The following is a 14,417-nucleotide window of genomic DNA, read 5'->3' as shown; positions in this document are numbered from 1 at the left end:
TCAGCATGCGTACCCCCGCTTTTACCGTATCGGCACTGCTGATCGCCCTGGCCCTGGGTGGTTGCTCCATGGCTCCGACCTACGAGCGTCCGACAGCGCCCGTAGCAGACAGCTGGAGCGGCGCGTCCGCCCAGCAGGGGCGCCAGGCCAGCGAACTGGATTGGCAGAGCTTCATTGTCGATCCGCAGTTGCGCAAGCTGGTCGGTACCGCCCTGGACAATAACCGTTCGCTGCGCCAGACCCTGCTGGACATCGAACAGGCCCGAGCGCAGTACCGTATCCAGCGGGCCGATCGTATCCCGGGGCTGAGCGCGGGGGCCTCGGGCAACCGCCAGCGCCTGCCAGCGGACCTGTCCAGCGGTGGCCGGGCCGGCGTGGCCAGTACCTATCAGGTCGGCCTGTCGTTGCCGGAATACGAAGTCGACCTGTTCGGACGGGTCAAGAGCCTCAGCGATGCCGCATTGCAGCAGTACCTGGCCACCGAGGAGGCCGGGCGCTCGGCACGCATTGCACTGATCGCCGAGGTCACCCAGGCCTACCTGGCCCATGACGGCGCCCAGCGCCGCCTGGCCCTGACCCAGCAGACCCTGGTCAGTCGCGAATACTCCTTCGCCCTGATCAGCCGGCACCGTGCGGTAGGTAACGCCACCGCGCTGGACTACCAGGAAGCCCTGGGTCTGGTGGAACAGTCCCGGGCCGACGAGGAGGCCGCCCTGCGCCAGAAGCAACAGGCGTTCAATGCCCTGGTGCTGTTGCTGGGCACCGCCGATGCCGCCAAGTCGATTCCCGATAAGCCGTCGGAGCAGCCGCTACTGGTGCAAGACATCGCCGCGGGCTCACCGTCGTCGCTGATCGAGCGCCGTCCGGACATCCTCGCCGCCGAACATCGCCTGCAAGCGCGCAATGCCGATATCGGCGCTGCGCGGGCAGCGTTCTTCCCGCGGATCACCTTGACCGGCAGCTTCGGCACGTCCAGCGCGCAAATGTCCGGCCTGTTCGATGGCGGCTCGCGCTCCTGGAGCTTCATTCCGACCCTGTCGCTACCGATCTTCGATGGCGGGCGCAACCGCGCCGGGCTGAGCCTGGCCGAGGCGCGCAAGGACTCGGCGGTGGCGGCGTACGAGGGCACGATCCAGACCGCGTTCCGCGAAGTGGCGGACGCCCTGGCGGCCACCGATACCCTGCGCCGCGAGGAGCAGGCACGCCGGGCCTTGGCCAACACCAGCAACGAATCGCTGAAGCTGGCCAAGGCTCGTTATGAAGGCGGTATCGATAGCCACCTGCGTTACCTGGACGCCCAGCGCAACAACTTCGCCAACGAGACGGCGTTCATCGAAGTCAGCACTCAACGGCAGATCGCCCTGGTGGACCTGTTCCGCTCCCTGGGTGGTGGGTGGAAGGACAACCAGGACCAGCAACTGGCGCAACGCCAGGACCGCCCCTGAATGAGTGACCGCCGCCCGCCGGAGCAAGCCCGGCGGGCGACGCTCGAGGAAGGTAACGATGCGTGCAATCGATGCCGGCATCCAGGTCTGCGGCGAATGTCATCAACTCAATCCCATCGACGACCAGCAACCCGCGCGTTGCAGTCGTTGCCGGGCGCTCTTGCATGTGCGCCGCCCGGACAGCATCAGGCGGACCTGGGCCTTGCTGATCAGCGCCATGTTGCTCTACATCCCGGCCAACCTGCTGCCGATCATGACCGTCAGCATTTTCAGAGCATTGTCTACGCCAACCTGGCAGGTGAAATCGATGATCAGACTGACCGTATCATCGGCGCCATGCACGCAGCAGGGCCCAGCCGCCTCATCTTCGTCAATTCCCTGGGCATCTATGACGAAATTCCTGGCAAGTTCGGCGAGTGGAATCATCGTGAAATCGGCCAGTATCTTAGCCCATACCGGCGGTCGGCCGACCTGATCGAAGCCAGCGACCTGGACTACACCATTCTGCGTGCGGCCTGGCTCAGCGACCATGATGAACTAGATTACGAGACCACCGGCCGGCATGAGCCTTTCCGTGGTACCGAGATTTCGCGCAAGAGTGTCGCGGCGCTGATCGTCCATATTATCGAGACGCCCAACTGGTTGTTGCGTGACAACGTAGGTGTCAACAAGCCGGGAAGCGACGGCGACAAGCCCGCGTTCATGTAAATCACTGCCCCTGTGCATACGAACCAAGCGGAGAATCCCATGAGCGATATCACAATCAAGCACCTTCGATACCAGAATCTGGGCTGGGAAACCGCGGCAGACCTGTACCTGCCACCAGGTTTCGACGCCTCCAAGCAATACCCGGCGATTGTCAGCTCCCACCCGATCGGCAGTTGCAAAGAACAGACCTCGGGCAATGTCTACGGCGCGGGCCTGGCCAGGGAGGGCTTCGTAGTGATTGCCTTCGATGCCAGCTTCCAGGGCGCGAGTGGCGGTGAGCCGCGCTTTGTCGAAGCCCCGTCGATCCGTGTGTCCGATATCCGTTTTGTCATCGACTATTTGGTCACATTGCCCTATGTCGACCCTGCGCGGATAGGTGCTATCGGCATCTGCGGTGGGGGCGCTTATACCGTGCACGCTGCTATCACCGACCACCGGATCAAAGCGCTGGTCTCGATCACCGGGGGCAACTTCGGGCGTCTGATCCGAAGGCTTCAGCAATTTCGATCCGGTCGCAGCTCTTCAGGCCATGGCTGCCCAGCGCACCGCTGAAGCTCAGGGAGGCGTCCGGCATGTCATCAACTATCTGCCAGCTTCGGTCGAGGAGGGACGCAATGCGGGCATCACCGATATCGATGTGCTCGAAGCGACCGATTACTACAAGACTGCGCGTGGACAACAGCCCAACGGCGCCACCAGTGGCCTGTTTTCGTTCAACAGCGCCGCATTCGGCTGGGATGCGTTCCTGCATGCCGAGGTGCTGTTGACCCAGCCGCTGCTGTTGGTCATCGGTGATAAGACGGGCGCTTATGGGGCCTACCGGGATGGCTGGGAAATCTACGGTCGGGCAGCCTCGGCCGATAAGCAGATTTACGTTGCTGAAGGCTGGTCGCATTACGACTTGTATAACAAACCTGAGCCCTTGGCACAGGCCATGCCGTTCCTGCGCAAGCATTTGCAGTAAAGCTAGGCGGACCAGCGCGCAGGCTTATTTTGCCGATTTAGGCAAAAATATTTCCCCCTTCCTATAGCGCAGTATCGAAGCAGCCTTGCTCAGTTTGAGCTGCGTAGGAAAGGCTTACCAAAAATCCAACAGATCAAGCAAGTCTCCAGTCGGAATAGGCAAAGTAGACTTGCCCTTCGTCCTTATACTGATTTCAATATTTCAGCGTCTGGCGGTTACCGCCAGAGGAGCGATCCAGGATGGTTGGTCTGAGTCGCGATGCCCTCGATCGAGCTGACAATCGTGTTTATCTTCTGCAGGCTGCCCTGTAGTGATTCATGCTGAAGCGCTTGCAGTCGTCGAAGCTCGGACTCTTCGTACTCATCTTGCGCATCAACCAGCGACCCCACCACACGTAGAAGTACACCGCTGCTGTTGCGCTGGGCCAGACCTCGTGCGCGAAACCATCGGTAATCACCATTTTTCAATTTCAGTCGATAAAACAGGTCGAGTGGGGCGGACACATTGAGATCCGCCATGTAAGCAGCAAATGTCTCGAAGCTGTTTTGCTGGTCATCCGGATGCAGACGGGATGCTCAGCTCTCCAGCCGTTCGGGAAACTCCTCAACGTTTTCGAAACCCAGCAGACCAATGAACTGAGGTGACCACCACAACGTGTTTCTGGGATTGAGGAGGTCACCTTCCACTACCTGCATCTCCCAGAGGGCGTCACGGATGACTTCAAGCGAAAGCTCGAAGCGCAGCTCGCTGGCCGCCAGCGCAACACAGATCACATGGGATGAAAGCGATGAGACATTGCTTGCGCCCAGGTAGCCTTTGAGCCGCGCGTACTCATCCATTCTGGTGCGGATACGGCATTCAAACACTTGGGACAGGCTGCCCACCTTGCCGTAAACCAAGGCTTCTACAGCGGCGCAATCATCCGGGTGTACCCGGGCAAAGAGCTCACTTAAACGGGCTGGCGCATGAGGTTGTAGAAGCTCGGTGAGTGAGGCCGACAACGATATCGAGGTATTTGAACTCAGTCTGCCTGGCCCAAGCGATTCCCAGAAGTACTCCGCCGAGCAGGAGGTCAGCAGTTCAAAACGGGTTCTATCGCGATAGCCCCCAAAGCGAGTGCGGCAAGCCAGTGTTTGCGGAGCATGCGGCATTAATGACATGAAGCAGTGTCTTCCTGACCGCCCGCGTGGTGGAAAAGAGGAGCATCGGACTACCTCGGTTGTCACTGGACGATCAGCACCGCACCAAGAGACTTTACATTGTGTATAATTTTATACGATGAACGTATTAAAAATTAGATTCTTAATCTATAAGATCGGATAAGATTTAATTATCAGACCTAATGGGGCGGAGGGCAGGGCATGGCGGTAGGCGTACCAGAAACTGACGTTTTCGCGGCGGCGGACGCGGTGCTGGCCCGTGGTGAGCGGCCGACGGTGGAGCGCGTGCGCCTGGCGCTCGGCCGCGGCAGCCCGGCGCGGGTCGGCGCGCTGCTCGATCAGTGGTGGGAACAGCTGGCCGGGCGCCTGCGCGGCGAAACCCGGCTACCCGGATTGCCGGCGGAGGTGGCGCAGGCCTTCGTTGCTATTTGGCAGCAGGCGACCACCTTGGCCCAGGGCGTGGCGGAGCAGGCGTTGGCCGGCCAGCGTCAAGTGCTATTAGAAGAGCGCGAGGCGCTGGCCGAGCTGGAGGCTCGCGCGCGTCTGGAAGTCGCACAGGCCCGTCAGCAGACGGTGGAAGCTGTGGCAGCGAGGCAGGGCGCAGAAGTCCGTCTGGCTGACTTGGAACAGTTACTGACCCAACGCCAGGCCCAGATCGACGACCTGCGCAACCAGCGCGATGAACTGCAAGCGCAGCGTGACGAGGCGCGTACGCAATTGACCGAAGTCGACCATCTGTTGCAGGAAAGCCGTAAGCAGGCTGAGCAAGCGCGTAGCGAGCAGCAGCGCTACACCCGCGACGTCGAAGACCGCGCCTATCGCGAGATCGATCGAGCCCGGGAGGAGAGCAAAGCACTGGGCGCACAACTTAAGGACGCCCAAGGCCGGCTCAGCATTGCCCAGCGCGGCATGGAGGAGCATCAGCTTGTCCTAACAGACACCCGTGACCAGTTGCAGGCGGCACGTAGCCAGGGGCAATTGCTCGGCGCGCAGTTGACGCAGGTCCAGCAACGCGCTAGCGAGGCGGGTGAATACATCAGTCGCCTAGAGGCCGCCTTGCAGGCTGCCCGAGAGGATTTGGCCGAAGCTCGTGAACGTGCGGTGGCGGCCGAAGCCCGAATTGAGGTGCTGGCCAGTCGCCCGCGGCGTTCAACTAACAAGCGCAACTGAGCGTCGACGCTTTGTACTTGGACCGACGCGGCTACATCCTGTAGTGTGAAACGTAGTGGGAGGAATGAGCCATGAATCAGGGGGCACCCCAAGCAGCGGCGCTATCGACCGCCGAGTTAATCGACTACCTTTGTACCGCGAACGGCGCACCCTACTCAGTTGAGCGCTACGTCGAGATTTTTGGCCTCAGACCTGTCGTGCTTGCTGACCAGGTCGCAGTCTATCGTCGCAGCCAACCAGATGCGGCTAGAACATCAGATGTCGAAGCGGCGCAGCGGTTTATCGCAGATGCCCTTCGGGTGGTCTTGGCGGTAGCCGAGAACGGGATTGCCATCCAGCCGGCGATCACTTGGTTTCGCTTCGAGCCATTACCAACCTTCGACCAGCAGACTGCGGAGCAGTTGGTCAGTCAGGGACAAGTCGATCAGGTGTTGCAGTTTCTGGCCTCTTGGCAGGCCGGGAGCCAGGGATGAGTAGCGATACCCAACGGCAGGTCAGTCCGCAATCGACTTTTTACGCATGCTATGACACCGTCCTGCGCGCCGTGGATGCACGTTATGACGTCCGCGGCTATGTGCTGACAGAGATGGTGAAGGCGTGCCTCGCGCACCGCGCTACGCTGCCTGCGGCGCAGCGGGTATATTTCGCGCAGTATGCTCCCAGGGAAGCGGCGGCCTACTTGGAAAGACTTACGGCCATGTTGCTGTTTGGTCCCAAGGGGCGTTTTTCGCCGCAAGAGTACCGCTACTGATGAGCAGCCGAATCAAGCTGCCGTCCGCGTTGCTCGATGGGCTGGGATGGGACGTTGGGGAGGAGTTGATCCTTGAGTACGTCGAGGGTGTTTTCTCCTTGAAGCGCAAGCTCTCGCCTAGTGAGTCAAGCGACAAGATTTGCCCATCGTGGACATTTTTGATGTGAACCACCTGACTGGCCTGTGGAAGCTGTTGACGGGCAACTGTCTCCTCTTGTGAAGACCCCAGATTAATACCGTGACCCCGTTTACCTGCAGACACCGGGATTGGGCAAGCAACGATCAAAGATACTGCTAGGGTGCGCTCATGAAATTCCGGTCGAGATGGCCAGCTCCGACTGCTGTTCAGCGTCGCCCCAAATCCGACTCAGCCGAGAACAATACGTTGATCACGAGCAGTTTCTCTAGGTCTCGCGTGGGATGCAGTGAATAGCGGACGTCGTTTTCCACTTTGAAGAGCAGGCCTGCTACACCAGCCTTGTCCTGCACTACGCACACCTCCAGCAACGGCTCCATCAGCCATTTGGAGTGTCCGTTGAGATGGGCAGGGGTTACGATTTGCACCTGTTCGACCCATGCGTGTTTCGACTGGTTTTCGATAATCCACGCCAAGTCATGTGCGTACTGGAGCAGCAGCGTGCTGGCTGTCACCTCACGCTTATCCCGCCGAGCAATTTGCACGTAGAACCACGGCCATTGAAGGTCCTGTTCGACAGCCGCCCACAACTGGGCCGGGTAGTAATCGAACCGCGGATCCAGGTGCATCTCAAGATGACGATAGGTAATAAACATGATTGAGCCTCGAAATGAATCCTATAGATTGTAGCCCTATAGTGTTCAAGCGGGCTTCATCGTTCCTTTTGCGGATTTGGCAAAATGGAACTGAATACGGCCTTTGGCCTTGCCCTCAAGCAGCTACGCAAGCATCGGGAACTGACCCAGGAGGACTTTTCGACGGTCAGTAGCCGCACCTACTTGAGTACGCTGGAAAGAGGGCAAAAAGGCCCGACGATTCAAAAGCTCGAGCAGTTAGCGGACGTATTGGAGGTTCATCCCGCCACAGTGCTGATTGCGGCCTACCTTTTTAAAGAGCCGCACCGCGATAGCCAAGCGCTTCTCGCTCGCTTGGAAGGCGAGTTACAAGCATTGGGATTTACTACCGAAACGGGTGAAACTCACCAGTAAGATATGGATTCTACCGCCACGCAGGCAATCGTTGCTTTAACCCGCGCTGGAAAAGGGCGGTCATGTGCGATGCGTGAAAGCATGGGCGCTATCAAGTGGGCATGGGCCAGTCTGCTCAGACCCACTTCGCAATGGATCTGGTGCGCAACAGCTTCCCATCATGCTCTGGGCGCGTGGTCGCCTGGACGTGCGGTAAGATCATTTTTTTTGCTCTCCGCTCAGGGGTCAATCGCTGACTGCTGTGGCGATATCCACGCCCGCTTCGGCGCATACCAGTTGATCCTTAAACCTGCTAGATCCCCATCGTCTCGTGCACTGCGGTCGTGCTTCAAGACCTGTACGATCATGCCTTAGGCCATGAGCATGCCTGACGCGGTATGGTGACGTTAGGGCTTACTCGGGTTTTATTGAAAGGTGCCTTTATCCCAGAAGACTGCTTCGTCGTTGGTCGAAGTTTAGTCAAAGCACCACAATCTCATCAGCTTTCAACCAGCCAGCACTGATGACACTTGCCTTGGCAACCTCTGGCTGAGCGGTATAGACCACGATGGCCAGACTTTCCTCAGCGCGGCTGCACGTGACCAGTCGGATATATCAGGGCTGTCGCCCGGATCAAGGTGGCGGTTGTAGTAAGCGCGTAATTGTTCTGTCAGTCGTTTCCCAGAGCCACCTCTGCCTTCAGTGACAGACTCTTCCGCGCTATCTCCAAAGCCCCGCTGGGCGTTGATTTCGTGCACGCGTATCAGGTCAGTCAGCGGGTTGGCCCCCAGCGGCACCGCAGTCGCGGACAGTGGTTGCAGATTGGCATGGCGCGTTTTGGTATCTGGCGCATCGAGCTTCGATGGGTCTAGGCGATACCAACAAACAGTGAACATCGCTCCCAGGCGCCTGTTGAGGTAATCGTGAAGACTTTGCGGCCAAAGGGGCAGGGTAGGCGGAGTCTTTCCTTCCTCGGTCTGCTTTGCTATCTCCTGCTGCAGCATCTTCACGCGGGTTCGCTCCTTCCGGTAGTCGGTAAAGAGCTTGGCCATGTCCTTTGGCTCGAGTCGGAAGCGCATTCCCACATGACCGCCTTTCCAGGCGAAATTAGGGATAAGGTCACGGATGTAGTGCAATTCGCCTTGCGAAGCTTCCACCCAGAGATCGAGGGTGGGTAACCAGTGGGACCACTCATTAGCCGTGGGTGGCTCAAGGGTTTCATCCGAAGCCTCCCAATCGGCGCCAATGGCGTCAATAACTGCAAGGTGGGAAAGCGTCAGATCCTGGAGACGGAATACCGTCGCTTTTGAAAGCAGGAACTTGCGTAGCGCTAACATAGCGGATGACTTACCGCTGTTGTTAGCGCCGACCAGCAGGGTAGTGGTGCTTGCCAAGTCGATTCGAACAGGCATGAGCTTGCGGAGGTCGCGATCTCCAGGTACTAGATCTGCCTAACCTCTTCCTTGTAGTGGCTCAGGGCAGGTTGTTGGGGATGGAGATCGGGATCTCTAGCTGAGCGCTTGCAGGACTCCAACACCAATGACGGCCTTTTGTCACCATTACTATCCGAAATGCGCTCACACCATCTGCCGCGCTCATCGAGGATGAACTGATTGAGTACGCCGGAGCTTGCGGATGAATCAATCTACCACTGCTTAGCCAGTTACCGACCCATGGTTCATCCTGCATAGTACCTACCGTAAACGTAGGCAGGGCTGAGACTGCCGAGGCCATGTTGAAGATCAAGAGGCGACCTCTTCAGAGTATCCAACTTTGCACCGGTGTCTCTGAACCACCGAAGTGAAAGTGATTTTATTACCTGCAAATCAGGTTCATTGAGGCCTGTTATTGATAAGGCTCGATGAACTTCAATCAGGGCAGCCTTGACGATTCCATTTATTTGGCGAATACAGATGCCGGAGCGGCCATGTAAAGCCTCTAAGAGCGGCAACCTTTCATCTGCCTCGGGCAAAGGAGGAAGTCCCCTGCTGACGCGATAGCGTTTTAGGTATGGGAGAAAACTAGACGGAACTGGAACTTTTTGAGGAGGGGCTCGATTAAAATGCATAAACCACCACTTCCCGTCAGCAAAACTGAAAACATTCATTAGTGGGTATCTATTGTTATTAATTGCCAGGTCTGACGGTCGCAGATAGAGATGCAAAGCCGCTGCTATGGCAAAAAGGGCGCGCTCGCCATCAGACGATAGAGAAGCCTGTCGCTTTAACTCGGAAAGAACCACTTTCAGGAGATCGCGATCAACTAGGCTTCTAGGTGGCTGGCCTCTCGAAAAGGGGCGCCCGTGCTGCGGTTTAAACCCCTTAATAGGGTTCGCCGTCGATAACCCCTCAAGATGTAGAAAGCTAAAAAAAGAGCTGCAAATGCTTTGAATCTGCCTCAGCGATCCATTGTGAGGGGCATTGATTTTGTTTAGCCCCCGCGAGTCCATTGGTCGCCAACTTTCATTAACAATCCATTCTCCCTCATCGTCAATAAATCGTGCTTTGGGGGCATTGCCTAGCCAAGCAGGAGGCGGCTTTTCGCAGAAGGTAAGAAATTTTCTAAAATCTTGAGAAGTAAGTACTGATGAAGCCTTGCCAGCATAAATCCAACTCCATAAAAGTAAGCGCTCAATAAAGCCACGGTAATTGCCGAAGGTTCCCTGCGATCGATTGTGCTGGGATAGAAATAGCCTAGCGTTGCTGAAGTCCTTGAAAGCGTCAAATCCTTTAAAAACGCTAATATAGGATCGTACGCTGGGGTACGTTCGAAAATATTCGTCGTCAGACCAGACCATACATTCTGGCCCAGCGAACAGGGGCTGAAGGATGTATTCTTGTGACATAGGCCACCCAACGTACATTTGGTCCGTGATTGGATGAGTGTAGCAAAAGCATTTGAGTATCTTTTTTTGACTTCTCATTTTACCGTTGCGCAGTATCCTTTTTTAGCTTGCATATGACGTTAATGAACGCCTAGCTTCGCAGCTGTAGATAGCTAACCAGTTGATAACTATGGATTGTTTTTTGTCAGTCAACCGATTCTTTTTTTGGCAGGAGCCACAGTTTTGCGTCCTCATTTTTCCGCATTTCGCAGGTTTAGTTTTGAGCGCTGTAGTCATCGAGGAGAACCCAGCCGGTCAGGGCCTTACTTACGAAACACTCATAATTTAACATAATATACATTATGCGTATTCATATATTGGATGTCAGGGGTCAGTGCAGGCCAGATTTGCCGAGCCTGCTTGCCTTCCAGATTCCATGCCCCTAGGTGAAACGCCTGGCGATGCCAGGCGTTTGATCAAGCAAACAGATCACGTGCTGCATCGTCCCGCTGGTGACCGCCTTCGGACCTGCCGTTGCCAGCCTGCAGTGGAAACCCCGATCTGCAATATCCTTGCTTGGCCTCGAAAGCGAACACCGCATGAGGAAAATCGTTGATCAGCAAGACCGCCTTGCAGTGAGCGACGGTCCAGTCGATTTTCGCCATCGATGGCTTGTGGCTCTCACTGACATCGGCGGCATTCAACAAAGGAACCTTCCTCGCCAGGAACGTCCGGCACCAAGGCGTGGCTTACCTTCAATTCGCTTTCAGCTGCCAGATAAAGTGAAACTTCTGGCCAGGCGTGAAGTAACCGCCAGGATGGTCACGTCGTTTTCCCGCAGATTTTGTGGAACTGGTTCACATTGGAAACTGCAGTGCTTAATGCTGTTATTTTATATTTGTAGTAATTGATTGCATTTGCCTGGGCTTGCCCAACTTGGCCAAAATACTCTTCCCAAGCATTACTATGAGTCAGCAAATCAGCGAGCATGGTGCTCAGTCCGCTTGCCGTCCAGTGCTCCTTATAGCCCTTATCCGCACCCGGGGCCGGACTGACATGTTTGACATAACTCTCCACTGAATATTTATTCTCGTAGGCCATGAACAGTGTATACACTGTTCCGACTGACGATTTGTACCAAGGAATAACGACAAAGTGATGAATCGCTGAACCCGCAACAAGAAAGTGCCAAACAGCTGTTTGTGAGTTATCACCTCGAAATAACAGCGCCTGTTCAATTTGGTATTTCATTTTCGAATCATTCTTGATGACATCATCTCCAACGTCATCTTGCACCTTCCCGTAGACGGCGCAACTCATTTGAGCGGGTACTGCAGGACAATCCTTCAAACCCATGAGTATTGGATTACCCGTTATTGCATCAACCAGATCTTTCCCTGTCATGTTTCTTGGCTCCTGCCCAAGTAGTTAACACCTATTGTGAAATTGCTTGGAGAGGATAGCGTTGATCCGATCTTTATCAAGTTCATCCACAGAAAGACTGAACTGGATTGTCCCAGCTTGAATAACGCTCCCCATGGGGAATCCAGGCTTTTGCCTGCTTGTCAATAGCTCCCTTGAGCGACTGTGCGGCGGGCACCGCGATGGTAGCCTTTCATGGCGCCACCCTGCGCGCCTGCCTGATCTGTTCAGATTCTTGTCAAGGCAGGTCAGGCTAATGCCTAAGCCTCATGTCAGATAACTGAAAGGAATCGAACATGAAAAACTTCATAACTGTTATCGCCATATCTGCGACCCTTGCCTTCACCGCAAGTGTCGCGAACGCTTCCGTGCATCCGACTACTATCAAGCCTCCCCAGACCGTCAACCAAGTGACAGCTTCTGCCAAAACCCCTTTCGGGAGCCAACAAGCAACCGGCGAAATCAAGCTGGCTAGTTTGGCCAGGAGTTGTTCCGATGAACGATATTCCTGGTGGGAATACAGCGGCTGGGAAATTGTCGGCTGCCTTGTAAGCGGTCAATGGTAATTATCAGAGTGCTCTGGTGCGTGACCTGTAGGGTGAGCACGCACCAGAGTTTGTTATAGGCTCCGAGGAATCAGCGCACTCAATACCTCTTCATTACACGTCATGCACTAATAGAAAATTCTATATTCGCTATCAATCTAACCATTCCTGAACTTTCTTCTCTCATCCTTCTTGTATTTCACGGCTCAGCCAACTGATCAGGCGTGCCCTACCCGCGCCAACTGCCTTTAGTCCATTGCTGTCCCAGTAATGCGCGCCGCAGGTTCCTAGCCTGGCAATGTCCCTTACCAAGGGGCATTTTCCTACCCTTCCCTAAGCTCCAACACCTTGATTCACCTACGGTTTCTCTCATGCTGCCGCGAAGCGGCTAAAAATGACCAAAAAGACGGGGATTATCGGGACAACGACCGACCGGTCACATATGCCGATGCCTGTCGGCAACCTATAGTGCAGCCGCGGCAAATTGGAAGGAGTCCAGTTGCCGGCACAGCTATCGAATCATGGACAGGAGCTCCAGATGTACCCGATCAAGGATGACGCCCATTGCCAGTACAGCGGGGTTGATACGCAACCCAGCCAGCTGTCGCTGACCGCCCTCACCTCTTGCCTGCGTCTTTCACGACGCGATGGCGGCCGTTAGCCCAACACTTCAAGCGTCTATCCACGAGCCGTGACATGCCCGAGGCAGTCACCGCCTTCACGTGCCTCGAACAAAGCCAACCTGGTGTGCAATGACCACGACAAGCTATCTGGAAACGCCTGTTTCCATGCCCTTGAACATCGACTACAAAGCCGATGCATTTGAATTTCGCCCCGGCACCCTCGCAGACATCGACGACCTTGCCGAGCTGTTCCAGTCCATCTATGGGCACACGACCCATCCGTGCCAGAGCCCGGTGTATATCCGCAACGCGATGAGCTCCGATCAGCAACGTTGGTTCGTCGTTCAGAACCAGTCCGCGCTGCTGGGCTGCGTCTGTATCACCCGGCGCCCCTGGAACCAGTCCTGGGAGGTTGGCCATGGCGTGATCCATCCGGATGCGCGCCGCGGCGGTGCGATCTCGAACCTGATCAGGCTCTGCCTGGAAGATCATCGACCCGACGCCATGGAGCTGGGCTACTACACCCCTCGCAATGTCGCCATCCATTCAGTGATGGGCAAGATCAAGCCGGCAGTGCTGGTTGGCCATGACGGTGGCCCGAACAAGGTCGACGGCATCCGCGAATATCACCTGACCGCCATCCACCCGCCGGCCCGGGACGGTTTCGTCCATATTGCCCCGTGGTATGCCAGATCCTCGGGTAACGATTTCATCAGCCAATACCTGTATGGCCAGTTGCAACTGGATCCGGTGCTGGGCGCCTATCCGAACACCTACCTCAGTGGCGCGCCGGGGACCGAGCGCCACGGCCAACTGCTCTACACCCAGGATCATGAGGCCAATGCGCTGATGGTGTCCGGGCAATTGGGCGGTTATCCCTCCGAGCGCGAGGTGCTGCAGCAGCTCGAGACACTTGTGCAAGCACACAAGGATGTCGAGTACGTGAGCGTTCATGTGCTGGCCGACAAGCTGGAGCTGCTCGGCGGCCTGATGCGGCTGGGTTATGCGATGACCGCCTACTTGCCGGCCTGGCACCTGCAAGGGGGGGCCCGCTACGACTGCATCCACCTGGTATGGCACAAGTTCGAACAGGCTCCGCGCAGCCACGGCTTCGATGAAGAGGTCGCCTTCTTCGACCAGGCCTACGCCAGGCTGGGCGACAACCTGTGCAGCATCCGCCCCGGCCACGCTCCGCGTATCGACAGCTAATCCATCGAGACCCGCATCCCATCGGATGATTATTGGAGAGTCAAGCAAGTGACAAAAGAACAATGGCTTAACGTCCGTAAACAGATTCCCGACGGGGCCAAGGAGCCCTGGACCGTGATGCTGTGGGTTGCCGACATGCTGGTCCTGGTACTGGCCTGGAACCTCTGGCTCAGTTCATCCACCGGGCTGCAGTTGCTCGGCCTGGTGCTGGCCGGCGTCGCCACCCTGCAGATCTACTTGATCCTGCATGAGGCCCTGCATGGCGCAATTTCGGAAAACCGCCGAGTCAACAACTTCATCGGGCACTGCAACGGCTGGCTGATCGCCTTGCCCTTCCTGGTCCGCCGCCGCTTCCACACGGCCCACCACACCTGGACTTCCCACCCGCTCAACGACCCGGAAAACCGCGGCATGATCGAGAAGTTCTCGGTC

19 protein-coding genes and 1 pseudogene are annotated in these 14,417 nt (G+C 56.6%); 13 read left to right on the top strand and 7 right to left on the bottom strand.

All coding sequences use genetic code 11. The features are described from left to right. The first annotated feature begins 5 nt into the window (after window positions 1-5). From ACK6AU_RS21455 to ACK6AU_RS21435, 5 genes and pseudogenes are all read left to right on the top strand, one after another. Window positions 6-1,445 carry an efflux transporter outer membrane subunit gene (locus ACK6AU_RS21455; protein ID WP_409301239.1) on the top strand — a complete coding sequence of 480 codons (1,440 nt, stop codon included), beginning with the start codon at window positions 6-8 and terminating at the stop codon, window positions 1,443-1,445. 58 nt (window positions 1,446-1,503) lie between these two features. Beyond that, a pseudogene (locus tag ACK6AU_RS21450) lies at window positions 1,504-1,710 on the top strand (paraquat-inducible protein A); the annotation flags it as partial. Further along, window positions 1,641-2,153: an NAD(P)H-binding protein gene (locus ACK6AU_RS21445; protein WP_256578810.1), complete on the top strand. Its 513-nt coding sequence runs from the start codon at window positions 1,641-1,643 to the stop codon at window positions 2,151-2,153. The pseudogene ACK6AU_RS21450 and the gene ACK6AU_RS21445, both read left to right, overlap by 70 nt. Window positions 2,154-2,192: 39 nt before the next feature. Continuing rightward, complete coding sequence (locus ACK6AU_RS21440; RefSeq protein ID WP_409301237.1) at window positions 2,193-2,705, top strand: alpha/beta hydrolase; 513 nt, start codon at window positions 2,193-2,195, stop codon at window positions 2,703-2,705. Beyond that, the gene (locus ACK6AU_RS21435) at window positions 2,683-3,117 is read left to right on the top strand and encodes an alpha/beta hydrolase (protein WP_256578805.1); all 435 of its coding nucleotides are present in this window, start codon (window positions 2,683-2,685) and stop codon (window positions 3,115-3,117) included. The genes ACK6AU_RS21440 and ACK6AU_RS21435 overlap by 23 nt, the downstream gene beginning before the upstream one ends. A gap of 215 nt (window positions 3,118-3,332) precedes the next feature. Here ACK6AU_RS21435 and ACK6AU_RS21430 read toward each other — a convergent pair whose 3' ends face one another. Together ACK6AU_RS21430 and ACK6AU_RS21425 are read right to left on the bottom strand one after the other, a co-directional pair. Beyond that, on the bottom strand, window positions 3,333-3,683 hold the full coding sequence (locus tag ACK6AU_RS21430) for a PAS domain-containing protein (protein WP_085600215.1): 351 nt from the start codon (window positions 3,681-3,683) through the stop codon (window positions 3,333-3,335). Window positions 3,684-3,692: 9 nt separating this feature from the next. Next, entirely contained in the window at window positions 3,693-4,277 is a 585-nt protein-coding gene (locus ACK6AU_RS21425) for a hypothetical protein (RefSeq protein ID WP_143494838.1), read from the bottom strand. Window positions 4,278-4,478: 201 nt separating this feature from the next. Between ACK6AU_RS21425 and ACK6AU_RS21420 the strand changes: the two genes are divergently transcribed. The 3 genes from ACK6AU_RS21420 to ACK6AU_RS21410 all read left to right on the top strand — a co-directional run bounded on the left by ACK6AU_RS21420 (window position 4,479) and on the right by ACK6AU_RS21410 (window position 6,198). Continuing rightward, window positions 4,479-5,447: a DNA-binding protein gene (locus tag ACK6AU_RS21420; RefSeq protein WP_241110099.1), complete on the top strand. Its 969-nt coding sequence runs from the start codon at window positions 4,479-4,481 to the stop codon at window positions 5,445-5,447. A 71-nt stretch (window positions 5,448-5,518) separates the two neighbouring features. Then, window positions 5,519-5,920, top strand: coding sequence for a hypothetical protein (locus ACK6AU_RS21415; RefSeq protein ID WP_062574062.1), 402 nt, complete (start codon window positions 5,519-5,521; stop codon window positions 5,918-5,920). Continuing rightward, a complete protein-coding gene (locus tag ACK6AU_RS21410; RefSeq protein ID WP_062574063.1) occupies window positions 5,917-6,198 on the top strand; it encodes a hypothetical protein in 282 nt (93 codons plus the stop codon). Before ACK6AU_RS21415 ends, ACK6AU_RS21410 begins: the two co-directional genes overlap by 4 nt. A 345-nt stretch (window positions 6,199-6,543) precedes the next feature. Here the strand turns inward: ACK6AU_RS21410 and ACK6AU_RS21405 are convergent, their stop codons facing one another. Further along, entirely contained in the window at window positions 6,544-6,990 is a 447-nt protein-coding gene (locus ACK6AU_RS21405) for a hypothetical protein (RefSeq protein WP_062574064.1), read from the bottom strand. 84 nt (window positions 6,991-7,074) lie between these two features. On the opposite strand from ACK6AU_RS21405, the gene ACK6AU_RS21400 reads away from it, so the two are divergent. Then, window positions 7,075-7,383: a helix-turn-helix domain-containing protein gene (locus tag ACK6AU_RS21400; protein ID WP_062574065.1), complete on the top strand. Its 309-nt coding sequence runs from the start codon at window positions 7,075-7,077 to the stop codon at window positions 7,381-7,383. 485 nt (window positions 7,384-7,868) lie between these two features. Here ACK6AU_RS21400 and ACK6AU_RS21395 read toward each other — a convergent pair whose 3' ends face one another. The 4 genes from ACK6AU_RS21395 to ACK6AU_RS21380 form a co-directional block, all read right to left on the bottom strand. After that, the gene (locus tag ACK6AU_RS21395; protein WP_409301233.1) at window positions 7,869-8,756 is read right to left on the bottom strand and encodes a hypothetical protein; all 888 of its coding nucleotides are present in this window, start codon (window positions 8,754-8,756) and stop codon (window positions 7,869-7,871) included. 284 nt (window positions 8,757-9,040) lie between these two features. Then, window positions 9,041-10,207 (bottom strand): integrase, encoded by a 1,167-nt coding sequence (locus ACK6AU_RS21390; RefSeq protein WP_409301231.1) that lies wholly within the window; start codon window positions 10,205-10,207, stop codon window positions 9,041-9,043. A 455-nt stretch (window positions 10,208-10,662) separates the two neighbouring features. Further along, on the bottom strand, window positions 10,663-10,893 hold the full coding sequence (locus ACK6AU_RS21385; RefSeq protein ID WP_409301229.1) for a DUF2251 domain-containing protein: 231 nt from the start codon (window positions 10,891-10,893) through the stop codon (window positions 10,663-10,665). 115 nt (window positions 10,894-11,008) lie between these two features. Continuing rightward, window positions 11,009-11,590, bottom strand: coding sequence for a hypothetical protein (locus tag ACK6AU_RS21380; RefSeq protein WP_409301227.1), 582 nt, complete (start codon window positions 11,588-11,590; stop codon window positions 11,009-11,011). 314 nt (window positions 11,591-11,904) lie between these two features. Between ACK6AU_RS21380 and ACK6AU_RS21375 the strand changes: the two genes are divergently transcribed. The 4 genes from ACK6AU_RS21375 to ACK6AU_RS21360 all read left to right on the top strand — a co-directional run. After that, window positions 11,905-12,174, top strand: coding sequence for a hypothetical protein (locus tag ACK6AU_RS21375; RefSeq protein WP_185699875.1), 270 nt, complete (start codon window positions 11,905-11,907; stop codon window positions 12,172-12,174). 517 nt (window positions 12,175-12,691) lie between these two features. Next, a complete protein-coding gene (locus tag ACK6AU_RS21370; RefSeq protein ID WP_260498016.1) occupies window positions 12,692-12,814 on the top strand; it encodes a hypothetical protein in 123 nt (40 codons plus the stop codon). A gap of 127 nt (window positions 12,815-12,941) precedes the next feature. Further along, window positions 12,942-13,985: a GNAT family N-acetyltransferase gene (locus ACK6AU_RS21365; protein ID WP_409301224.1), complete on the top strand. Its 1,044-nt coding sequence runs from the start codon at window positions 12,942-12,944 to the stop codon at window positions 13,983-13,985. Window positions 13,986-14,102: 117 nt separating this feature from the next. Next, window positions 14,103-14,417 (top strand): fatty acid desaturase (locus ACK6AU_RS21360; RefSeq protein WP_409301258.1); only part of this gene is annotated, 315 nt, incomplete at its 3' end.

It is taken from the genome of Pseudomonas sp. KCJK8993 (genome assembly GCF_046230915.1).
Taxonomy (GTDB): Bacteria; Pseudomonadota; Gammaproteobacteria; order Pseudomonadales; family Pseudomonadaceae; genus Aquipseudomonas; species Aquipseudomonas piscis.
The sequence above is the reverse complement of the archived record's forward strand: the minus strand, read 5'-3'. Positions and strand labels throughout refer to the sequence as shown.